The sequence below is a fragment of the Rhizobium leguminosarum bv. trifolii WSM2297 genome (genome assembly GCF_000271845.1).
This window is the reverse complement of record NZ_JH719395.1, coordinates 4,084,795-4,106,137: the sequence shown is the minus strand read 5'-3', so window position 1 is coordinate 4,106,137 and position 21,343 is coordinate 4,084,795. Positions and strand designations below refer to the sequence as shown.

At 62.1% G+C, this 21,343-nt stretch carries 21 protein-coding genes and 2 pseudogenes; 7 read left to right on the top strand and 16 right to left on the bottom strand.

The window, feature by feature from the left end; all coding sequences use genetic code 11:
• Positions 1-147: 147 nt before the first annotated feature.
• The 6 genes from RLEG4DRAFT_RS35090 to RLEG4DRAFT_RS35065 form a co-directional block, all read right to left on the bottom strand.
• A complete protein-coding gene (locus RLEG4DRAFT_RS35090; protein ID WP_003583964.1) occupies positions 148-1,326 on the bottom strand; it encodes a GGDEF domain-containing protein in 1,179 nt (392 codons plus the stop codon).
• Between the two features lie 168 nt (positions 1,327-1,494).
• On the bottom strand, positions 1,495-2,535 hold the full coding sequence (pyrC, locus tag RLEG4DRAFT_RS35085) for a dihydroorotase (protein ID WP_003583963.1): 1,041 nt from the start codon (positions 2,533-2,535) through the stop codon (positions 1,495-1,497).
• A 72-nt stretch (positions 2,536-2,607) separates the two neighbouring features.
• Positions 2,608-3,240, bottom strand: a complete 633-nt coding sequence (locus tag RLEG4DRAFT_RS35080) for a nucleoside triphosphate hydrolase (protein ID WP_003583961.1) — start codon at positions 3,238-3,240, stop codon at positions 2,608-2,610.
• A complete protein-coding gene (locus tag RLEG4DRAFT_RS35075; protein ID WP_003583959.1) occupies positions 3,237-4,019 on the bottom strand; it encodes an ATP-binding cassette domain-containing protein in 783 nt (260 codons plus the stop codon). The genes RLEG4DRAFT_RS35080 and RLEG4DRAFT_RS35075 overlap by 4 nt, the downstream gene beginning before the upstream one ends.
• A 2-nt stretch (positions 4,020-4,021) precedes the next feature.
• Positions 4,022-5,086, bottom strand: a complete 1,065-nt coding sequence (locus RLEG4DRAFT_RS35070; RefSeq protein WP_003583958.1) for an ABC transporter permease — start codon at positions 5,084-5,086, stop codon at positions 4,022-4,024.
• A 156-nt stretch (positions 5,087-5,242) separates the two neighbouring features.
• Complete coding sequence (locus RLEG4DRAFT_RS35065; RefSeq protein WP_003570686.1) at positions 5,243-6,262, bottom strand: sugar ABC transporter substrate-binding protein; 1,020 nt, start codon at positions 6,260-6,262, stop codon at positions 5,243-5,245.
• Positions 6,263-6,588: 326 nt separating this feature from the next.
• On the opposite strand from RLEG4DRAFT_RS35065, the gene RLEG4DRAFT_RS35060 reads away from it, so the two are divergent.
• The 3 genes from RLEG4DRAFT_RS35060 (at position 6,589) to RLEG4DRAFT_RS35050 (ending at position 9,172) form a co-directional block, all read left to right on the top strand.
• Positions 6,589-7,836, top strand: a complete 1,248-nt coding sequence (locus RLEG4DRAFT_RS35060) for an ROK family transcriptional regulator (protein WP_003583956.1) — start codon at positions 6,589-6,591, stop codon at positions 7,834-7,836.
• Positions 7,820-8,293, top strand: coding sequence for an RbsD/FucU family protein (locus RLEG4DRAFT_RS35055; protein WP_003583953.1), 474 nt, complete (start codon positions 7,820-7,822; stop codon positions 8,291-8,293). The genes RLEG4DRAFT_RS35060 and RLEG4DRAFT_RS35055 overlap by 17 nt, the downstream gene beginning before the upstream one ends.
• 297 nt (positions 8,294-8,590) lie before the next feature.
• A complete protein-coding gene (locus RLEG4DRAFT_RS35050) occupies positions 8,591-9,172 on the top strand; it encodes a TetR/AcrR family transcriptional regulator (protein WP_003583951.1) in 582 nt (193 codons plus the stop codon).
• A 153-nt stretch (positions 9,173-9,325) separates the two neighbouring features.
• On the opposite strand, the gene RLEG4DRAFT_RS35045 is transcribed toward RLEG4DRAFT_RS35050, so the two are convergent.
• Positions 9,326-10,330: an NADP-dependent oxidoreductase gene (locus RLEG4DRAFT_RS35045; RefSeq protein WP_003583950.1), complete on the bottom strand. Its 1,005-nt coding sequence runs from the start codon at positions 10,328-10,330 to the stop codon at positions 9,326-9,328.
• A 33-nt stretch (positions 10,331-10,363) separates the two neighbouring features.
• A complete protein-coding gene (locus tag RLEG4DRAFT_RS35040) occupies positions 10,364-11,227 on the bottom strand; it encodes an alpha/beta fold hydrolase (RefSeq protein ID WP_003583948.1) in 864 nt (287 codons plus the stop codon).
• A 301-nt stretch (positions 11,228-11,528) separates the two neighbouring features.
• Between RLEG4DRAFT_RS35040 and RLEG4DRAFT_RS39570 the strand changes: the two are divergent.
• Positions 11,529-11,648 (top strand): annotated as a pseudogene (locus RLEG4DRAFT_RS39570) (transporter); the annotation flags it as partial.
• Positions 11,649-11,846: 198 nt separating this feature from the next.
• Here the strand turns inward: RLEG4DRAFT_RS39570 and RLEG4DRAFT_RS35030 are convergent.
• On the bottom strand, positions 11,847-12,257 hold the full coding sequence (locus RLEG4DRAFT_RS35030; RefSeq protein WP_003583946.1) for a DoxX family protein: 411 nt from the start codon (positions 12,255-12,257) through the stop codon (positions 11,847-11,849).
• A 226-nt stretch (positions 12,258-12,483) separates the two neighbouring features.
• On the opposite strand from RLEG4DRAFT_RS35030, the gene RLEG4DRAFT_RS35025 reads away from it, so the two are divergent.
• On the top strand, positions 12,484-13,374 hold the full coding sequence (locus RLEG4DRAFT_RS35025; protein ID WP_003583944.1) for a LysR family transcriptional regulator: 891 nt from the start codon (positions 12,484-12,486) through the stop codon (positions 13,372-13,374).
• Positions 13,375-13,489: 115 nt separating this feature from the next.
• On the opposite strand, the pseudogene RLEG4DRAFT_RS58755 reads toward RLEG4DRAFT_RS35025, so the two are convergent.
• From RLEG4DRAFT_RS58755 to RLEG4DRAFT_RS34990, 7 genes and pseudogenes are all read right to left on the bottom strand, one after another.
• Positions 13,490-13,761: pseudogene (locus RLEG4DRAFT_RS58755) on the bottom strand (RidA family protein); the annotation flags it as partial.
• On the bottom strand, positions 13,706-14,965 hold the full coding sequence (locus RLEG4DRAFT_RS35015; protein WP_003583943.1) for an FAD-dependent oxidoreductase: 1,260 nt from the start codon (positions 14,963-14,965) through the stop codon (positions 13,706-13,708). The pseudogene RLEG4DRAFT_RS58755 and the gene RLEG4DRAFT_RS35015, both read right to left, overlap by 56 nt.
• 1 nt (position 14,966) lies before the next feature.
• Complete coding sequence (locus RLEG4DRAFT_RS35010; RefSeq protein WP_003583941.1) at positions 14,967-16,193, bottom strand: Atu1372/SO_1960 family protein; 1,227 nt, start codon at positions 16,191-16,193, stop codon at positions 14,967-14,969.
• Positions 16,194-16,213: 20 nt separating this feature from the next.
• Complete coding sequence (locus RLEG4DRAFT_RS35005; protein WP_003583939.1) at positions 16,214-16,873, bottom strand: amino acid ABC transporter permease; 660 nt, start codon at positions 16,871-16,873, stop codon at positions 16,214-16,216.
• The gene (locus RLEG4DRAFT_RS35000; protein ID WP_003583938.1) at positions 16,870-17,529 is read right to left on the bottom strand and encodes an amino acid ABC transporter permease; all 660 of its coding nucleotides are present in this window, start codon (positions 17,527-17,529) and stop codon (positions 16,870-16,872) included. The genes RLEG4DRAFT_RS35005 and RLEG4DRAFT_RS35000 overlap by 4 nt, the downstream gene beginning before the upstream one ends.
• A 5-nt stretch (positions 17,530-17,534) precedes the next feature.
• Positions 17,535-18,287 (bottom strand): amino acid ABC transporter ATP-binding protein, encoded by a 753-nt coding sequence (locus RLEG4DRAFT_RS34995; protein WP_003583936.1) that lies wholly within the window; start codon positions 18,285-18,287, stop codon positions 17,535-17,537.
• An 80-nt stretch (positions 18,288-18,367) separates the two neighbouring features.
• Positions 18,368-19,246 carry an ABC transporter substrate-binding protein gene (locus RLEG4DRAFT_RS34990; protein ID WP_003583935.1) on the bottom strand — a complete coding sequence of 293 codons (879 nt, stop codon included), beginning with the start codon at positions 19,244-19,246 and terminating at the stop codon, positions 18,368-18,370.
• Positions 19,247-19,406: 160 nt separating this feature from the next.
• Between RLEG4DRAFT_RS34990 and RLEG4DRAFT_RS34985 the strand changes: the two genes are divergently transcribed.
• On the top strand, positions 19,407-20,462 hold the full coding sequence (locus tag RLEG4DRAFT_RS34985; protein ID WP_003583933.1) for a GlxA family transcriptional regulator: 1,056 nt from the start codon (positions 19,407-19,409) through the stop codon (positions 20,460-20,462).
• Positions 20,463-20,558: 96 nt separating this feature from the next.
• Positions 20,559-21,233 carry a hypothetical protein gene (locus tag RLEG4DRAFT_RS34980; RefSeq protein WP_003583931.1) on the top strand — a complete coding sequence of 225 codons (675 nt, stop codon included), beginning with the start codon at positions 20,559-20,561 and terminating at the stop codon, positions 21,231-21,233.
• The last annotated feature ends 110 nt before the right edge of the window (positions 21,234-21,343 follow it).

Below are 21,343 nucleotides of genomic sequence, written 5' to 3'. Positions count from 1 at the left end.
GTTCGCCATCGATCGCCAAACGGCAAGGGATGTGAAGGATGTTCTCTGGATGCATTCACCATAACGCCAAAGTGTGAAACATCGGGCGTCGCGGGGCGGCTGGCCGCATCCGGCCGAGGGCGATAGTAGGAGAGGATCAATCGGCGATCAAGACGCGGTGCGCGACACCTCGACGGCAACCGCCTCCAGGTGGCCGGCAAGCTCGACGCGGTTGCGGCCGCCGCGCTTAGCGGCGTAGAGCGCCTTGTCGGCGGCACTCAGCATGGCGTCGAAATCCAGGCTCTTGGCGCGCCCGGGCGCGACCCCGATGCTGACGGTGCATTTCAGCACCTCGCCGTCGATATCGATCTCGCGCGCCTCGAAAGCCCTGCGGATCCGCTCGGCCGCAAGTTCGGCGCGGCCGGGCATGATCTCCTTCAGCACCAGCGCAAACTCTTCGCCGCCCAACCGCGCGGCGATGTCACCGGGGCGGCAATGGCTGGCGAGCTCGGCGGCAAAGACCTTGATCACGCGGTCGCCGCACGCATGGCCATAGCGGTCGTTGACGGATTTGAAGTGGTCGATATCGAAGACGATGACGGCGGTGGTCGAGCCCATCGGGCGCGTGCCGTATTGATCGAACAGGGCGCGGCGGTTGAGCAGCCCGGTCAGCGGATCGGTGATCGCCTCCAGACGATGGCGGGCGGCAAGCCGCCATTGATGCAGCGCCAGCGACAGCGCGCCGATCCCGGTCATGCCGGCGATGCAGACGGCGAGGCTCAGATCTTCGGCCCAGTTGCTCGGCGCCTTGCCCAGCACCAGCTTGCCGTCGGAGATCAGCACCGCGGCGCAGAGGACGAAGGAGATCGCCGTCAGCGTATAGAGCACTGTGATGCCGAGGATCGGCGCCGGCGCTTCGGCACGGGCCAGCCAATATTGCCTGGCAGTGGCAAAGAGCAGCAGGGCGATGGCAAGATTGTCGGCGATGAAGGCCAGGCCGTCATAACCCGATAACATCGGCACGATGGAGAAGACCATCGCGGCCAGCGCCCGGATCGAGATGGCCGGAACAGACAGACGCCCGGTGAGAAACTGCCTGGCGGCACCCCATATGGTGGCAAAACCGGCATGAAACAGCACGAAATTGGCCACACCCAGCGCTGTCTCCGGCCTGTTCACATAAGCGCCGTAGACAAAAATGCCGGCGATGACGAGGACAAGGCCGATGGTAGCGGTGAGCAGCACCGTTTCGGCCCGTCGGACAAGCCAGCTGCCCATCAAGGTTACGGCAAGACATGCCGTGGAGACGCCGAGCGCCAACAAAAGGGAGTTGTAGTCAAGCATCATGCTTTTTCAGTCTCCGCCAGATGAATTGGCAGTGGGGTCGGCGATGAGGAATGTCTTATGCATCCGTTAACAAATGATGCACTGCACAATAAAAATGTTACGCGTTTAACGTCGCGCCGGAACTTAAGATGAATTTTCTATTTAAAATTGAAAACGCTGAAATGGCGCTTACGCCACCACCTGCCAATGCAGCGGAAACATCGGGTCGAACACCGTCACCGGGCCGGCGCCGGTTTCTATCCTGGCGGGAAAGACGACCGGATCGATCTGGCGTGACAGGGTAATGCGCTCCTCGTTCGGCTGAAGCCCATACCAGGCCGGACCATTCAGCGAGGCGAAGGCTTCGAGGCGTTCCAGAGCGCCCTCCTGTTCGAAGACATGAGCCAGGCAGCTCATCGTGTTGATCGAGGTGTAGATGCCGGCGCAGCCGCAGGCGCATTCCTTCAGCGGGTCGACATGCGGGGCGGAATCGGTGCCGAGGAAAAAACGCTGATCGCCGCTGGTGGCGGCAGCCCGCAAGGCCAGCCGGTGGTTCTCGCGCTTGGCGACCGGCAGGCAGTAATAATGCGGCCGGATGCCGCCGACGAGGATGGCGTTGCGGTTGATGATCAGATGATGGGTGGTGATCGAGCCGGCGAGATTTGATTTGGCGGACTTGATGTAGTCGATACCATCCGATGTCGTGACATGCTCCATCGTCACCTTCAGTTCGGGCAGGCGCCGGCGCAGCGGATCGAGCACGGTGTCGATGAAGACGGCCTCGCGGTCGAAGATGTCGACATCAGGCGTCGTCACCTCGCCGTGGACGCAGAGCGGCAGGCCGATCTTTGCCATGCGCTCCAGCACCGGCATCGCCTTTTCCATGTCGCGCACGCCACCATGCGAATTGGTGGTGGCGCCCGCCGGGTAAAGCTTGACGGCGGTGATCAGGCCGCTGCTGGCGCCCGCCTCGACATCATCGGGGCTGGTATGTTCGGTGAGATAAAGCGTCATCAGCGGCTGGAAGCGATGGCCGGCCGGCAGCGCCTTGAGGATGCGTTCGCGATAAGCGGTGGCGTCTGCCGTGGTGACGACCGGCGGCACCAGATTGGGCATGATGATGGCGCGGGCGAAGGTGCGGCTCGTATCGGCGATCACGCCTTCCAGCATGGCGCCGTCGCGCAGATGCAGATGCCAGTCGTCAGGACGGCGGATGGTGATCGATTGCATGGCGGGCCTCCGAAACGATGCGTCTGCGGCTTCGATACCACTATCCCTTATGTGAAAACAATCACCGTGGGATCACGCCAGCGCGATCTCCAGCGTCACATCGGCCGGGCGGCGATTTTCAAGGATCAGCCGGCCGTTCGGCAGGTCGTTGCCGTAGACCTTGGCGCTGGCCGCCTCCTCACTGAGATTATAACCGCGCCAGCGCGCCCAGAGCCGTTCCTCCAGCACCTCGATCGGCGGCGCCAACATGATCGAAAAATCGAAGATCCCGTCGAGTTCGGCCCATTTTCCCTGCGTGAAGAGCAGATAGTTGCCCTCGACGATGATGAAACGGTCCTTGGGATCGATCGGCCGGGCGGATGCGATGGCCAGTTCCCGGGCGCGGTCGAAGACCGGCACCAGAACCTCCTGATCGGCCGGCCGGACGGCGCGGACGATATCGAGGAAGCCGCGGACATCGAAGGTTTCAGGGATGCCCTTGCGGGCCAAAAGGCCGCGTTCGATCAGGATGGCGTTATCCATGTGGAAGCCGTCCATCGGCAGAACTGCAGCACTTTCGCCTCTGGCTTTCAACGCCGCCGCCAGATTGTCGGCCATGGTCGACTTGCCCGAACCGGGAGGCCCGGCGACGCCGATCAGGAAGCGTTTGGCATCGCCGGCGCGGCCGATAACCTCGCCGGCGATGTCATCGATGCGTACGCTCATGCCGCGACGGGCTCCGTCGGCACCGCCTTGGCGCCGGTCATGAAGGCGACGGCGTCGGACATGGTGTATTCCTTCGGATCGATCACCGTCAGGCGGCGGCCGAGACGGTGGATATGGATCCGGTCGGCGACCTCGAAGACATGCGGCATGTTGTGCGAGATCAGCACGATCGGCAGGCCGCGGGCTCTGACGTCGAGGATCAGTTCCAGCACGCGGCGGCTTTCCTTGACGCCGAGGGCTGCCGTCGGTTCGTCCATGATGATGACCTTGGAGCCGAAGGCGGCGGCGCGGGCAACCGCGACACCCTGGCGCTGACCGCCGGAGAGCGTTTCCACCGCCTGGTTGATGTTCTGGATGGTCATCAGGCCGAGTTCGGAGAGCTTGTTGCGCGCCAGCTTTTCCATCGCCGGCCGGTCGAGCATGCGCAACATCGAGCCGAGCGGGCCTTTTTTGCGGATCTCGCGGCCGAGGAACATGTTGTCGGCGATCGACAGCGCCGGCGACAAAGCGAGGTTCTGATAGACCGTTTCGATGCCGGCCTCACGCGCTTCCATCGGCGAGCGGAACTGCACCTGCTTGCCTTCGAGGGTGATCACCCCCTCGTCCGGGGTGACGGCGCCCGATATCGCCTTGATGAGCGACGATTTGCCGGCGCCGTTATCGCCGATGACGGCGAGGATTTCGCCCGGGTAAAGGTCGAAATCGGCATTGTCGAGCGCGGTCACGCGTCCATAACGCTTGACCAGACCGCGGGCGGTGAGAAGGGGTTCGCGAGCCATGATTACACCGAAACCTTTCTGATCCACTGGTCGATGGCGACGGCGGCAATGATCAGCACGCCTGTTAAAAGCACTTTCCATTGCGGGTCGGCGCCGAGCATGTTGAGGCCCATCGAGACGACGCCGACGATCATCGCGCCGAACAGCGTGCCGAGGATCGAGCCGCGGCCGCCGAACAGCGAGATGCCGCCGATCACGGTCGCGGTGATCGCCTGCAGGTTATAGTCGGTGACGGCCGAGGATGGTGAGATCGAGCCGTTGCGGCCGATCGACACCCAGGCGGCGAAGGCGGCGATGACGCCCGATATGGTGTAGACGGTCAAAAGCACCTTCTTGGTCTGGATGCCGGAGAGCTTGGCGGCCTCCGGATCGTCGCCGACCGCATAGACATGCCGGCCCCAGGCGGTGTGATTGAGCACATACCAGAGCAGCAGCACCAGCAGCACCATGGCGATGACGCCGAGCGTCAGCACGGCGGTGCCGGCTCTGAAACTCATGGCGAAAAGATGCAGCAGCGGCGCCTGTTCGTCGACGTCGGTGTCGCGGATCGTCTCGTTGGCCGAATAGATGAAATTCGTCGCCATGACGATATTCCAGGTGCCGAGCGTGACGATGAAGGGCGGCAGTTTCATGTAGGCGACGAGAAAGCCGTTCAGCAATCCGCAAAGGCCGCCGACAAACATGCCGGCTGCAACCGCAATCGGTGTCGGTATGCCATAGGTGATGGCGACATTGCCCATGATGACCGCCGAGATCACCATGATGACGCCGATCGACAGATCGATGCCGGCCGTCAGGATGACCAGCGTCTGGGCGGCGCCGAGAATGCCGACGATGGCGATCTGCTGCAGGATCAGCGTCAGCGTGTAGGACGAGAAGAACCGTCCGCCGAGGGCGATGCCGAAGATGATGATTGCCAGCACCAGCACGATCAGCGGCACGGCGGCCGGCGTCGAGTGCAGAAAATGCTGGGCGCGCTTGATCAGCGAGACATCCTGGTGCTCGAAGGAGGCAACACTCTTGTCGCTGCCGTCGAGAACGCGTTCGAATTCCTGTGTTCCGGTCATGGTTCCTCCTCCGCATCCGCGCGCCGAACTCGCGCGGGGGCCGTCACCGATATCCATCCGGTCTTAACTGAGCCGGTTCGTGAGGCGACGTCGCATCGTCCGTCGAAAACGGCCGGGGATCAAGCCCCGGCCGTTTCTCTTTCAATCAGATAGGGCTCAGCCCCAGCACTTGTCCGTGCCTTCCTTGGTGTCGATCGACTTGACGCCGGAGACCGGCTTGTCGGTGACGAGCGAAACGCCGGTGTCGAAGAAGGACTTGCCTTCGGTCGGCTTCGGCTTTTCACCGCTGTCGGCGAACTTCTTGATCGCCTCGATGCCGAGCGACGCCATCAGCAGCGGATATTGCTGCGAGGTGGCGCCGATGACGCCTTCCTTGACCGACTTCACACCCGGGCAACCACCGTCGACCGATACGATCAGCACGTTCTTTTCCATGCCGACGGCCTTCAGCGCCTGATAGGCGCCGACAGCGGCCGGCTCGTTGATCGTGTGGATGACGTTGATGCCGGGATCCTTCTGCAGAAGGTTTTCCATGGCCTTGCGGCCGCCTTCTTCATTGCCGTTGGTCACGTCATGGCCGACGATGCGCTTGTCATCTTCATCGCCGATCTTGTCCGGGTTTTTCGGGTCGATGCCGAAGCCCATCATGAAGCCCTGGTCGCGCAGAACGTCGACCGTCGGCTGCGACGGGGTCAGATCGAGGAAGCCGACCTTGGCGTCCTTGGCCTTGTCGCCCATGGTTTCCTTGGCCCACTGGCCGATCAGCTTGCCGGCGAGCAGGTTGTCGGTGGCGAAGGTGGCGTCGGCGGCATCTGCAGGCTCGAGCGGCGTGTCGAGAGCGATGACCAGCAGGCCGGCATCACGGGCCTTCTTGACCGCAGGCACGATGCCCTTGGTGTCGGAAGCCGTGAGCAGGATGCCCTTGGCGCCGTCGGCGATGCAGCTTTCGATCGCTGCCACCTGGCTTTCGCTGTCACCGTCGATCTTGCCGGCATAGGACTTCAGCGAAACGCCGAGTTCCTTGGCCTTGGCCGTCGCACCTTCCTTCATCTTGACGAAGAAGGGGTTGGTGTCGGTCTTGGTGATCAGGCAGGCGGAAACGTCAGCCGCCATCGCCGGAGCGGAAAAGGCGACACCGAGCGCGAGCGCGCCGAAAGCGAGAACAGATTTCTTCATGGAACTCCTCCCAGAGTTTACCGGCGCCGCCCTTGCGGGGCCGGAATTTAAGATATGACACTTCGCCGTGGATTGTTAAGCTTCCAAAGCTGTCCCGTGCCCTTGACGACGGCAATTAAGAGCGAAAAGAAAACGGCTTGTCAATAAATAAATCCAATTGAATTATTAATTCGATGTGGCATGCTCCGTTCAAATTAGGCGTACGGCGCCACGCGTCTTTGCAGAGGCGCAAAGGACGCCGTACCACTTCGAACTGCTGGATAATTGCTTAAGCCGATTCCGATTTAAGCAATTATGCAGGGGGCCAACGCTCGGGAGGAGCGGCCATGTCGTCCTTGGATGGACCGGAACACACATCGGTCCCGCCGCCAATTCAGAATCCGGCCGGAGGTGCGAACCAGGTCAGGGTGCGGGCCTATAACGAACGGCTCGTGCTGTCGCTGGTGCGTCTCTACGGCGCGCTGTCGAAGGCCGATATCGCGCGCCGCAGCGGCCTGTCGGCGCAGACCGTCTCGGTGATCATGCGGGTTCTGGAAAAGGAAGGGCTGCTGTCGCGGGGCGCGCCGGTGCGCGGCCGGGTCGGCCAGCCGTCGATCCCGATGCATCTCAATGCCGACGCCGTCTATTCCTTCGGCCTGAAGATGGGCCGGCGCAGCGCCGATCTGGTGCTGATGGATTTCGTCGGCCGCATCCGCATGCAGCTGCACCGGACCTACGCCTATCCGCTGCCGGAAGAAATCCTCGCCTTCGTCACCTCGGGCATAGAGGAGCTCGAAGGCCGGCTCGACGAAAAGCAGCGCGGCCGCATTGCCGGCCTCGGCATCGCAGCACCCTTCGAGCTTTGGAACTGGGCCGAAGAGGTGGGCGCGCCGGCGGGCGCCATGGAGGTCTGGCGCGATGTCGACCTGCAGGCCGATATCGCCGCACGCGTCTCCCACCCGGTGTTCATGCAGAACGATGCGACCAGCGCCTGCGGCGCCGAACTGGTGTTCGGCGTCGGGCCGTCCTATCCGGATTTCGTCTATTTCTTCATCGGCTCCTTCATCGGCGGCGGCATCGTCCTCAATTCGGCGATCTTTTCCGGCCGCACCGGCACGGCCGGCGCGATCGGGCCGCTGCCGGTGCGCGACAGGAACGGCGAAACCAAGCAATTGCTCGAAATCGCCTCGATCTTCGTGCTCGAAAACATGCTGCGCGAGCGCGGCATCGATCCCGAGCCGCTATGGTATTCGGCCGACGACTGGGTGGATTTCGGCGAGCCGATGGAAGCCTGGATCCAGGATAGCGCCAAGGCGCTGGCGCAGGCGATCGTCGCTGCCGCCTCGATCGTCGATTTCAGCGCCGCCGTCATCGACGGCGGTTTTCCCCATTGGGTGCGCAGCCGCGTGGTGCAGGCGACCATCGACGAAGCCGCCAAGCTCGACCTGCAGGGCGTCGTCATGCCCGAAATCATCGAGGGCGCGGTCGGCGCCCAGGCACGCGCCATCGGCGGCGCCAGCCTGCCGATCTTTGCGCGTTACCTCACCGACCAGAACGTTCTCTTCAAGGAGGTAGACCATGCTGAAAGGACTTGACCCGCTGTTGAGCCCGGAGTTGCTTTTTACACTTCGGGCCATGGGCCACGGCGACGAGATCGCCATCGTCGACGGCAATTATCCGGGCGTCGAACATGCCCGCCGACTGATCCGGCTCGACGGCCACCGCCTGATCCCGGTTCTGAATGCCGTGCTCAGCGTGCTGCCGATCGATGATTTCGTGCCCGAAGCAATCTTCCGCTCCACCGTCAAGGCCGAGCGCGACAAGCTCGATCCGGTGCATGAGGAAATGATCGACTGCTGCGCCCGCCACGAGCCGCACCGCCAGGTGGTGCCGCTGATCGGCCAGGATTTTTACGGCCGAGTGAAGACCGCCCATGCGCTGATCCAGACCAGCGAGCCGAGGCTCTATGCCAACATCATCCTGCGCAAGGGGGTGATCTATCCGAAGGAGCTAGGCGCTCAGGCAGCCGAGGTGGATCCGTTCGTTTATTAGAGCGGCCGCATTCATACGACGCGCTTGCACTCGTTGGTTTGATGCACATCGTATCCCCCGCTCCGTACTTCCCCAGGCGACATGCATTGGGGAATTTCTTTCCTCTCGGCAATCGTCCGGACGTTACTTGCGCACGGGGTCAAGGATGACGACGGATCGGTGCCGTGAAATGCCTGTCTGCCATCACGTGCTCTATAGCTGACCGCCCATTATTAATGATATACATCATCAATAACTCAAGCTATAATGACATACGACATCATAGCTGGGGCATGGCGGTCGAAAAGGTAGTCACACGTGCGGATCACCAAGGAAAAGAAGCAGGAAAACTACGAACGGATTATCGCCACCGCATCGGAGCTGTTTCGCGAGCGCGGCTTCGATGGCGTCGGGGTGGCGGAGTTGATGGAGCGCGCGGGCCTCACCCATGGCGGCTTCTACAATCACTTTCGCTCCAAGGAGGAGCTGATCGCGGAGGCAACCGAGAATGGTTTGAGCGAGACCCTGAAGCGCTATGCCGGTCATGACGTTCTCGCCGTTCTGGAACTTTATCTCGCGCGCGAACACCGGGATGGGCGCGGCCAGGGGTGCACGGCCGCGGCGCTGAGTTGCGACGCAGCGCGGCAGCCTGAGGAAACCAAGGCCGTTTTTGCTGCAGGCATAGATAACCTCGTGCGTGCGCTTGAGGGCGGCATTGCACGAAATCACCCTTCCGGCACCGGCGGGCGGGCGCAAGCCATCACCATCCTCGCTCAAGCCGTTGGCGCAATCGTGCTGTCGAGGGCCTGCCCGGACGATTCCCCGCTGGCAGACGAACTGCTCGACGCCTGCCGAACAGATTGCCGCGACGCCATCGAAAATCGGACGCGGGAACCTTAAAGCGCGTCGCGATCTTTCAAATTCGCTCCTCGCGCTTTTGTTTTTTTGCGCATTTCTCGGCAAAAGCACGCGCTTTGCCCGCTTCTGGAACAGGATGATTTTAGGCGAGCATCACGTCGCCCGAAAACCGCCGACGCTTTTCGGCGCCACGCATCAGTCTGCGACGGCGATGACCACCTTGCCCCTGGCGCGCCCGGTCTCGACATAAGCCAGCGCATCCCCCGCCTTCTCAAACGGGAACACCTTGTCCACGACCGGTCGGATCACCCCTTGTTCGATCAGGCGGGTAATCTCACCCAACTGCTGCCCTTCAGCGCCCATGAACAGGAATGAATAATCGATGCCGAGACGCTTGGCCTTTTTTCGAACGCCTCGGCTGAGCAGGCGCAAGACCAGTTTCAGGAACAGGTTCAGTCCGAGTTGCCCAGCGAAGGCGGGATCGGGCGGGCCGGAAATGGAAATGAGCCGGCCACCCGGCTTCAGCACGGCCAGGGATTTTTCGAGCGTCTTTGGATCCTGGCTGTTGAGCACGAGATCGTAACCCGACAGGAGCTTCTCGAAATCCTGCGTCTTGTAGTCGATGACTACATCCGCCCCGAGACTTTTGGCCAGCGCGACATTGCCAGCGCTGGTCGTCGTCGCCACCGTCGCGCCAAGATGTTTGGCGAGCTGAATGGCAAAAGTTCCGACCCCGCCGGAGCCCGCCTGGATGAAGACCTTCTGGCCGGGCCTCACCTTGCCCACCTCGACCAGCGCCTGCCACGCGGTCAGTCCCACCAGCGGAATGGACGCCGCTTCGGTCATGCTGAGATTGTTTGGTTTCAGCGCCACATCGGCTTCATCGATGGCAATGAATTCGGCGAATGTGCCGACCCGATGATCGCGCGGCCGTGCATAGACCTCGTCACCCGCCTTGAACCGCCTGACCTTGGGTCCGGTCCTGACAACCGTTCCGGCAACGTCGTGCCCGAGGATAAAGGGCGGGCGATAGGGAAGAATAAGCTTGAACTCTCCGTCCCGCAGCTTGGAGTCCAGGAGGTTCACGGCCGTGGCCTGAATCCGCACCAGGACATCATTGTCCTGCAATTCCGGTTCCGGCAGGATGGCCAGGCGCAGAGCGCCCTTCTTCTTGTACTTATCAACGACAAACGCCTTCACGGGGCTTTCTCCAATTCAAAGTTTATTGCGCAGTCAGGCGCCGAGGAACGACAAAGCCTTCGGCACGAAATCGGCGTGGTTCTGGAAAATCCCGCCATGTCCGGCGTCGTCGTAGACAACCAGCTGCGCGCCCGGAATGCGTCGGGCCAGATCGGTGCTATTAATCGTCGGAACCATGATATCATTGCTGCCATTGGCGATCAGGACCGGGATATTGATGCGGCCGAGATCCTGAGCCGCCTGCCGTCCCCAGGCTTTGATCGCTTTGAGTTGCCGCAGCAACGCCCTTGGCGTCGGGCCCTTGTCCCTTCCCGCCTTGCGCTCTTTCAGCCGATCCAGGAAGGCTTTTGCGGCGCGGCGACCATTGGCGGTGGATGTGAAAAACAAATAGGTTTTCGGGTCGCGCAATGTCAGCAGAGCCTTGATCATCAGCGGCCAGGAGACGGCGCCAACCTTTTCGATGCCTTTGCCGCCCGCCGGACCTGTTCCGGTCAGAATGAGTTTCCGCACGAGATCGGGCGCCTTCAGCGTGATGTCCTGGGCGACAAATCCCCCGAGAGAAAAACCGAAAAGATCGACCTTTGCGAACCCAAGCGCTCGGATAAACGCGATCATATCGCGCGCCATCTCGTCGATGGTCAGAGGGGCCGTGCCGCCCGAGGCGCCGATACCTCTATAATCGATCGCGATGACATGATGCTTGGTGGCGAGGCCGTCGACAATCCGCGGATCGAAATTGTCCAGCACCGCACCCCAATGATTGAGGAGAATGACCGGTACGGCGCCTTGAGGACCAAGGTCGCGATAGGCAAAGGGCGTCTCCCCGACATTGATCCAGAGATTTGATGCCTCGGCGTAGCAGGTAGCAGGCCGAAGGTATCTTACAGAAGTGTTCATCGTTTACTCCATCATCCGGCCCGAACCGGCAAGCTTGGGATCGCAGTCGGCATCACTCACCCCTTTTTAATGACAATCGTCATCATAGATCATTAATGATATTCGTCATCAAAAGTGTCAAGCGGAATTTTCTGGGCCGAACCAACCGCCGCCTGCCTTGATCTGGGAGGCAGCCTGGATCGTTTCCGCCAGGAATGGTCGGGCAAACATGAGAGTGTCGCGAGACAAAAGCACCGGAGAACCGAGAGGTGGCCATTGAAGCAGCCGCTCGTCTTCTGCGTGAACGTGGATTCGAAAGGTACTGCTGCCGATCGATGATTTCGTGCCGGAGGCAATCTTCCGCTCGACCGTCAAGGCCGAGCGCGACAGGCTCGATCCGGTGGATGAGGAGATGATCGACTGCTGCGCCCGCCACGAACCGCAGGAAAACGGCTTCGCACTTCCATGGAATTGCTCGGGCACGTCGCATCGAACTCGATCTTGGAGAAGCGGGCGATATCTCGCAGCTTGCTTGCGCCTATCCTGAAGCGCCGCCAGCACCCGCTAGATGGCCGAGGCCATGCGCCGTGGCGTCAGCGGCTTCTTCTACTGCAGGACGAGTGTCGGTATCCCTCCGGTCTCATCGTTGGCGAAGGCGGCTCAACATATCGGCAATGCTGGTCCGATGCAGCCATGCAACCGTGCCGGTCATGACCATAAGCAAAAAGGCCGGCGCGGGGTTGCCGCCGATGACAAAGAGATGAGTCATGATTGCGCATACCATGGTGACGGCGAGCATCAGTCCGCCGAATGCGGCCGTCGCCGGAACGACCAGGGCGATCCCGCCAGCAACTTCGACCACGCCCGTCATCACCCGAAACCATTGCCCAATGCCAATCTGGTTGAAGCCATCGACCATCATCTGCGCGCCCGCCAGTTTGGCCCCGCCTGCGGCGAGGAACACAGCGGCTGCAAGTAAGCGCAGGACCCAGGATAGGATTTTGACTTTCGTGGCCGGAGAGGCGGTGGTTGTCGGAGAGCGAGGGCGCATATCTCTTCATTCCTTACTTGTTCGAGATGTGTCAGGGGTCAGCTTGCCAATTACGGCAGCCGCGGCTGCCAGAGCCGCCCAATTGACCGCCGAGTAAGCTGGACGTGTGGAATTTTCATTGAATATCTCCGGATGTTTGGTGGCGGTTCGGAAAGATGGTAGTGTCCCCGGAATCGATCCACTAGCCCCACATTCGCGGCTACAGAGCATCGGAAAGTGGAACGCCATGGATCTGGAAGATCTACGCGCTTTCGTGGAGGTTGCGGACGCGGGCGGTGTCGCTCCCGGCGCGCGCCGGCTGGGATTGTCGAAATCAATCGTCAGCCGGCGTCTGGTCCGGCTGGAGGAGACGCTTGGCGTTCAGCTGCTTTCGCGTACGACGCGTGGCTCCGCTCTCACTGAAGCCGGCGCCACCTTCCGCGAATACGCCGTGCGGGTCGTCGCCGAGCTGGAAGCCGCCAAGGAAACACTCTCGCCCGAAGGGGAGGTCCGTGGACTCCTGCGTGTCGCCGCGCCTTTGTCGTTCGGTTTATCCGAGTTGGCCCCCATCTTCGCCGAACTTGCGCGCCGCCATCCCTTGCTGCATCTCGACATTTCCTACAACGACCGCTTCGTCGATCTGATCAGCGAAGGGTTCGATTGCGCCATCCGGCTGGGCATTCCCCGCGATTCGAGCCTCATTGCCCGAAAAATCCGTGCATTCCGGGGACTGCTTGTCGCCAGCCCTGCTTATCTTGCGGTCCACGGCACGCCGAAGACCCTGGAAGATTTGGCCTATCATCAGGCCGTCACTGTAAAGGGTGAGGTCTGGCCGGTATTCGATGGCGGCAAGACCGTCACGCTACGCCCGCGCGGGCGCTTCCATGCGGATAACGGAGTGGCCGTGCTGGCCGCTGCGCTGGCCGGAGTGGGGGTGGCCGCGCTGCCGGACTTTCTAGTCGAAGCGCATATCGGAGCGGGCAATCTTGTTCGGTTGCTGGAAAACTACGCGACCCCCGAACTCGGCATGTTCGTTCTGCGCCCCCCAGGGGCCTTCCCTTCCCGCAAGGTGCGCATCCTGACCGACATCCTAATCGAGCATTTTGCTCCCACCGTTGACAGGCGTGGTCTCGAGTGAATGGCAGCGCGCCGCTGATCCGGCGCGACGGCTACCGCCTCGTTCTGAACGCCGTACTGCGCCCAGTCCGAGGTCGATCCGTTCATGAGCTGGAGGCCCTTTGTTTTTATGCATGTCACCCGTCGATTTCGACTTCGGCTTCGCAGTTGACGGGGGCATTCAAAGGAATGGCCATGCCGATGGACGAGCGGGCGTGGGCGCCGGCGTCGGGACCGTAGAGCTTCAAGATCAGATGGGAATAGCCGTTTGTGACCAGCGGGTTTCATTGAAGCCCGGAGCGACATTCACCCTCGCGAAGACCCGCAGCCAGGCGGTCACCCGATCGAGATTTTCAATCGCCCGCTTGAGGCTGACGAGATGGGCCAGGGCAACGAGCCGGCTGGCCGATCAGCTCGACCATTCTTCGGGCGGAGCCCAATGCCAGGGTCCAGCCAAGCATTCCGTGGCCAGTGTTGATGTAGACCCCTTTCAGAGCCTCGGAGGGTCGGATGATCGGGCGCGATGATGGCGTCATCGGCCGTTCGCCCGACCAGCGCATCAAAACGACGCCGCCATGAAAGAGATCCGGCAGAACATCGGCTGCAGCACTCCGCAGCGCTTCGAAACGCTTCGGGTCGAAGCCCGCGCCCGGGCGCTCGATATCGGCAAGACCGGCAACGCGGAAACGATCCCCGATTGATGCGAAAGCCAGTTTACGTTTGACGTCGGTGAGGCTGACGGCGGGTGCGGCAGCGGTCCGCTGCATGGTCAGCGAATAGCCTCGCACCGGACGTACCGGACGGACCTCCGGCAGCTCGGCCGCAAGCAAACGGACCTGAGGCCCGGCAGCGACGACGGCGGCATCGGCCACCAGTTCCTCCCGGTCATCGAACCTCACGGTGGCAAACCTGTCCGCCTGGCGCGTAAAGCCCGCCACTTTCCGGTTAAAGAGCAGCGAGACCTGATAGTGCTGTGCCATATATCGTGTCAGCTGCCGGCAAAAGCCGGCCGCATCACCGAGCGCATCACCCGGCGTGTAGACCGCACCGGCGATTTCGCCCTGATAATAGACAAGGGCGGGTTCGATCTGCTCGGCTTCGGCGCGCGAAAGCATGCGCTGCTCGAAGCCGAGTGCATTCTTGCGCAAGACGGCCGGTTGCGCCGCGGCAAGGCTGCGCTGATCCGGATGAAGATGCAGCTTCCCGGCAAGCCGGTAGTTGAAGGAAAGACCGGTTTCCGCCAGCAGCGTTGCCAGCTCGCTGCGGGACTCGCCGGCGAGTTTCAAGATAGACTGCGTATTGCTCCACCATCGCGAAAATGGTGCGTTGGCGAGGAAGCGCAGCCCCCAGAGGAGGAAATCCGGGTCGAGCTGCCAGCGAATCCGGAAGGCGGGATCGTGTCCGAGGGCGATGGCCGGCAGATGTTTGAGCAGCGCGGGAGATGCCATCGCATCGCCATAGGCCCAGGAGAGCTGCGCGGCGTTGCCGGCGCTGGCGCCGCTGCCCGGTTCGGACGCCGCATCGATCAGCGTCACCTCGTGCCCAGCCCTCGCCAAAAGATAGGCCGAGGAAACGCCGATGACGCCTGCGCCAATGACCGCGATGCGCGCCATGTCAGACCTCGTCCGCCACAAGCGCGGTCAGCTCGATTTCGACCGGAACGCCCCGCGGCAGGGATGACACGCCGATCGCGATGCGGGCATGCTCCCACCGATCCGGAAAGAGATCGCGCAGCAGCTCGGACGCGCCATCGACGACCGCGCCGTGGCGGGTAAAATCGGCGGTCGCGGCAACGTAGCCCGCAAGCCGCACGAAGCCGCGCAGCTTGTCGAACCCACCGCTGGCGCGCTCGAGCTGAGCAAGCACGTTGAGAAGGCAGATCCGCGCGCATTCGCGCCCCTCCTCGATCGAGACATCCGCGCCGAGTTGACCGGTCCGCCGAACGGCGCCATCTATCAGCGGTACCTGACCGGAAACGGTCACGATATTGCCGGTTCTGACAGCACCGGCGAAAGCGCCGGGCGGCGCCGCGGCTTCCGGCAGGGCGAGGCCGAACGCGGTAAGGCGCCTGTGCACGGCATCGTTTTCGCCCCTGTCGGGCTCAGCCCTTCTCTTTTCCCCGGCTTCGGCACTACGGGCGACGAAAGCCTTGAGGATTTCCGAATCGAGGACCGTCAGCCGGTATTCCGGATGCCACTGGACGCCCAGGCAGAAGGCCTCCGTCTCGCCCTCGAATGCCTCGATGATCCCATCGGGTGCCCGGGCGGTGACGCGAAAACGTCCCTGACCGGACAGGCCATGGCGGTGCAGGCTGTTGACCCGGGCCGTTCCCGTCTCGGCCCAGCGGGAAAGCAGGCTGCCCGGCTCGACGACGATCTCGTGCGCCAGTTCATCGGGCAGGTCCTGGGGAATGTGGGAAACGCCGGCGGCCGGAAGCTCGCTCAGGAACTCGCCGCCGAGGCACTCGCCGATCAGCTGCATGCCATGGCAGATCCCGAAAAGCGGCTTGCCTGCTTCAAGCGCCTTTGCCACCAGCCGACGCTCGAAGTCGCGGCGACGATCGGCCACTTCGGCGCCCGGCCGCGAGCCGGTCAGGAGGATACCGTCGGCGAGCGTCAGCGCCGCCTCGATGTTTTCAGCACCATAGGGCAGGATCATCGGGATGCCGCCGGCGCTGGTGATTGCCTCGGCATAGTTCGCCCGCACCACATATTCGCTTTCGGTCGGCTGTTGCGGCGTCTCGCTGAGATCCGGCGTGATCAGAATGAGGGGGCGGAGCTTGCGTGTCGACGCGGCGGGACGAGCCGCGCTGGCCGCGGCAGCGGTCATAGCTGTAGGCATGATTTGAGCCTCGTAATGAGTTAGCGGGCGGGCACGGCAAGCCGGCGGGAGAGGACCGAAAACGGCCAGGCAATCGCGAAATAGCAGAGGCCGACCGCCACGTAGATCTGCAGCGGCAGGAAATATTCGGTGGCCATTGCCCGTCCGGTCAGCACCAGCTCGTTGACGGTGATCAGCGAAGCGAGCGAGGAATCTTTCAGCAGCGAGACGAAGGTGACGATCATCGGCGCCAGAATGACCCGGACGACCTGCGGCAGGATGATCAGCCGGAAGCTCTGGGCCGGTGTGAAGCCCGCAGCCAGCGCCGCTTCACTTTGCCCTGCCGGGATCGCCTTCAAGCCGGCCCGGAAGAGCTCGGCGAGCTGGGCTGCGAAACACAGCGCCAAACCGGCGATCGCCGCGCCGAAAGCATCAAAGACGATGCCGATGCCGGTCAGGCCGAAATAAAGCAGGAACAGCACCGCTAGCAGCGGCACGCCGCGCACGACCGTCACGTAAAGTGCCGCGCAGTGCCGCAGCGCCGCGAAATTTGATCTCTGGCATAGCGACAGCAGCAGACCGAGCACGAGCGCCAAAGCGAAGGCGCAGACGGAAAGCAGCGCCGTATTCACCATCGCCCGCAAAAGAAGGGGAAGCCACTCGGCACCATAGTCGCCATAGGGCGCGAAGAAACCGCTCATCCCTTCAGTCTCCCGTAACGTCTTTCGAGAAATCGCGTCGCCTGCATCAACGGCAGGCTCAGCAGCAGATAGAGTGCCGCCGCCGTCGCGTAGATCATCGTCGTCTGGAAGGACGAGGTGACCATGGAGCGGGCGAAGAACATGATTTCGGGCGCGGCAATCGCCGAGACGACCGATGTATCCTTGAGCAGCTGCACCGCATAGTTCCCGAGCCCCGGCAGGGCGATCCGCATGGCCTGCGGCGTGAGGATTTCGAAGATGGTCTGGAGCGGCGTCAGCCCCGCAGCAAGCGAAGCCTCTGCCTGCCCGGTTGGCAAGCAGGCGAAGCCGGCGCGGAAGATGGCGCAGGTAATCGCCGCACCGATCAGGCCAAGGCCCAGAATGGCGGCCGATATCGACGACAGTCTGACGCCGATGCTGGCAAGGCCGAAATAGAGGATGAACAGATGCGTCAGTGCGGGCACGTTGCAGAGGATCTCGCAATAGGCGTCGATCGCGATATTGACGAACCTCACCCTTGCGAATTGCCTAACGAGGGCGAGAAGGAAGCCGAGCGCCACCGCAAAAGCCAGCGAGGTCACCGTCACGAAGACGGTGACGCCAAGACCGGCGGCGAGCCCCTGAACGATTGAGAGGAAAAGGGAGAATCCGGTCATGGCGCCTAGTGCCGTATCTTGTTGAGAAACGCTTGCGTGCGTGCCTCGCGCGGAGCGGTAATGACCTGGCGCGCCGGTCCGGCCTCGACAATGGTTCCGCCATCGAGAAACAGCACCCGGTCGGCGATATCGCGGGCAAAGGCAATTTCATGCGTGACGATCAGCATCGTGCGTCCCTCGGCCGCCAGCTCTTCCATCACTTTCAGAACTTCGTGAACCAGTTCGGGATCAAGCGCCGAGGTCGGCTCGTCGAAGAGCATGAGCTTCGGCTTCTGGGCAAGCGCACGGGCGATCGCCACACGCTGCTGCTGGCCACCGGAGAGCTCCAGCGGCGAGGCATCGGCACGGTGCGTCATGTGCACTTTCGCCAACATCTCCAGGGCCAGCTCGCGCGCTTCGGCGGCAGACAGGCCGCGCACCTTGCGCGCCGCGATCGCGACGTTTTCCGTTACTGTGAGATGCGGCCAGAGATTGAACAGCTGGAAGACCATGCCCATCTCGGCGCGCTGCGGCGCAAGCTGCCGGTCGCCCATCACCTGGCCGTTGCGAACGCCGATCCGCTCGCCATCGAGACGGATTTCACCGGCACTCGGCTTCTCCAGAAAATTCATGCAGCGCAGACAGGTGGATTTGCCGGAGCCGGAGGGGCCGATCAGGGCAATCTTCTCGCCAGGCGCAACGGTAAAATCGATGCCCTTCAGGACTTCGACGGGACCATAGCTTTTGCGCAGGCCGACAACGCTCAGAAGCGCATTCATCGCCGTTTCCTTATGCTGTTCGTATCTTGGCAAGGAGGACGGATGAAGCCGCGTGCCGCGGTCTTCATCCGTCAGGCCGGTCAGCCGCCGGCTGCGCAGGACGGCAGCTTGTAGTCCGCCGGGCGGTCGACGCCGGCGCGGAAATTCTCACCCGTCGGCTTGAACCAGACATCGGCCGACAATCCGTAGCGCGCGCCGATTTCCTTCATCTCGCAGCTCTTCCACATCTCAGCGATGATCGCGTCCATCTTCTGGCGCAGATCGTCGTTCTTCTGGTTGAGGCCATAGACGACCTGACCGAGGCCGGTCAGCAGCGGGAAATCGGTGCTGTTGTCGGTAAAGGCGAGGAAGTGCATGTTCCAATCGGGGTTCTGTTTTATGGCGTAGGAAACCACCGGCGGGTCGCCGATCACCGCATCGATGCGCCCGGCGATCAGATCGCGCACGGCCGCATCGGAAGTGTCGTAAAGCGATAGCTCAAGGCCCTTGATCTTCTTCAGTTCCGGGACGAACGAGAAGCCGGTGATGGTGCCGACCTTCTTGCCTTCCAGGTCGGAAAGCTTGTCCCAGCTAGTCTTTGCCGATTGCATGATGCCGTTCTTGAAGTAGTGGATCGGCTCGGACAGCGTCATGATTTTCGTGCGCTTCTCGGTCCAGCCCATCGTGCCGAGCATGACGTCGACGCGACCGGCCTGGACCGAGGCGATCGTGCCCGACCATTCCATCAGCGCCGGCTGTATCTTCAGGCCGAGCTTATCGGCGATGCGCTGCATGATCTCGCCGTCGTAACCGATGAGCTTGCCGTCCTGCCAGCCGGAGCCCGGCATGTCACCGGTCAAGGCGACCGTCAGCTTGCCCTGCTCGGCAAGTTCGAAGGCGTTTGCGAGCGGTGCCGATGCCATGAAGCTGCCTGCCAGCAGCGCGCACATCACCATCCTTCTCGAAAGAGAAAGTGCCATTGTTCTGATCCTTGATTTGTTTTGGTTCCCCAGTCCGGCGGTCTTGCCACCGGATGTCGTGTTCGACGAGAGAGAGCTTGCCACCGAAAGGCAGCCTTGAATTTTAAAAATCGGACATTTTCTTTGAAATAGCGACATGGCTGCTCTAAGGTCGGCGGCAATGAGCGCAGATGGCAGCCTTTCAGATGCACATCCGAGCGAGCCGGATTATGTCCGCTGGCTCGATGGCTTGTGGGCCGAACGGCTGTTGGCCGCCCGTGACCGCAAGGCCGATCTCTCGATCGGCATTCTGCTCTGGCCGACCTTCCCGATGATGTCGCTGACGGGCATCGTCGAGCCCTTGCGGCACGCCGCGGATTTTGCTGACAATTCCCGGCCGCTGCATTGCCGCTGGTCGATCATGGGCACGCCGGGCCAGACGGCCGTGGCGAGCTGCGGCATCCGGGTGCAGACCGATGCACCCTATATCAACCCGACGGACTTCGACTATATCGCGGTCATCGGCGGCCTCCTGCCGCATTTGCGCGCAGCACCCAGCAAGCACCGCGATTACCTCAGGGTCGCCGCATCGGCCGGCGTCCCGGTGATCGGCGTCTGCACCGGCGTCTTCGTGCTTGCCCAGGAAGGTCTGCTGACCGGGCGTAAAGCCTCGGTTCATCCCTTCCATGCCGAGGATTTCAAGATCGCCTTTCCCCGCCAGGCGTTCTCGACCCGCGATGACTTCCTCACCGAGAACGGCCGCATCACCGTGCCCGGCGGCGTCTCGATCCTGTCGCTGATGACCGAGCTGATCCGCACCCATTGCGGGCCGGACCGGGCGGCCAAGGCCGTTCACCAGCTGTCGCTGACCGAGCAAAAGGGCTTGAGTGCTTTCGACCAAGGCCGGGTTTCCGGCTTTCGTCATGTCGAGGATTCCCGCATTCAGCGCGCGGTCGTCTTGATCGAGAGCCGCAAGGGCCGTGACGTCTCACCCGAGCAGGCAGCCAGCATGGTCGGCCTGTCGCCGCGTCAGTTCGGACGGCTGTTCCAGCGCGGCATCGGCATGACGCCGAAGCGGTTCATCATCGAGACCCGCCTGCGTTACGCGCGCTTTCTGGTGGAAAACAGCACCCTCTCTATGACGCAGATCGCCTTCGAGACCGGCTTTTCCGATGCCGCACATTTCGCCACGGCCTTCCGCGAAAAATTCAACCAGTCGCCGCGGCAAACGCGGTAAGGTGCACTGGTTTCATCGCGTGCTGGAACCGACGTCGAGCGGCTGCATAGGATGTGCGGGATTAGGCCGGTGAAGCGATGAGAATACGGATCTCGGATGGCAGCTGACATGAGCACGGGCCCTCGCCGCAGCACCACGGGGCTGCGCCTATTTCTGGATCTCGAGCAGCAGCGCGACTGGATCGAGGGCGAGGTGGAGTTGATCGACGCCGAAGAGCGCTCGGAGTCGCTGGAACAGCGCTTCAAATATGTCCCACGCTTTCAAAAGCTGCTTCGCCGCCCGCAGGCGCAAGATCTTCTGGGAATTCTGAGGCTCTACGGACAAAGCTGCCTCCCCATCCCGCGCAGGACCGAGCGTCACTATTGGTCGGTTTCGTGTCTGCCCTCGACGTCCGACAAGCCGCTCATTCGCGTCAATGCCAGCTGGATGGAGCTTTTTACGCTCTATGCCGACGGCGAGGACCTGCGGGCGCGATGCCTGGTGCATCTGTCGCATTTCACCGCCGACCATTCCCCCGCCCAGGGCAGTGTCGACGAGGCTTTTCTCGAGCAGTGTGTCACGACGCCCGAACATGTCAGTTATTTCTACCCGCGCGGCGAGGACATTTTCGGCATCAACGTGAAGGGCTGCGCCTCGATCCGAAAATTCCTCACGGAGCGCCGTATCCTGCGTGCCATTCGGACCTTCAATCTGACGCACATGAACCGCGGCCGGAACGCCTATCAGGCGAGCCACTGCTACAGCCTGGCGGATCAGATGCTGGCGGATTGATCCATTCCGGATGCGCCCTGCCCTGGCGAGATTACCAGCCGGTCCTACCGATCATGTGAGAATTTTTGCAGAAAGTCATGGGCGGCCGTTGCGTTTCAATTCTTGATCAG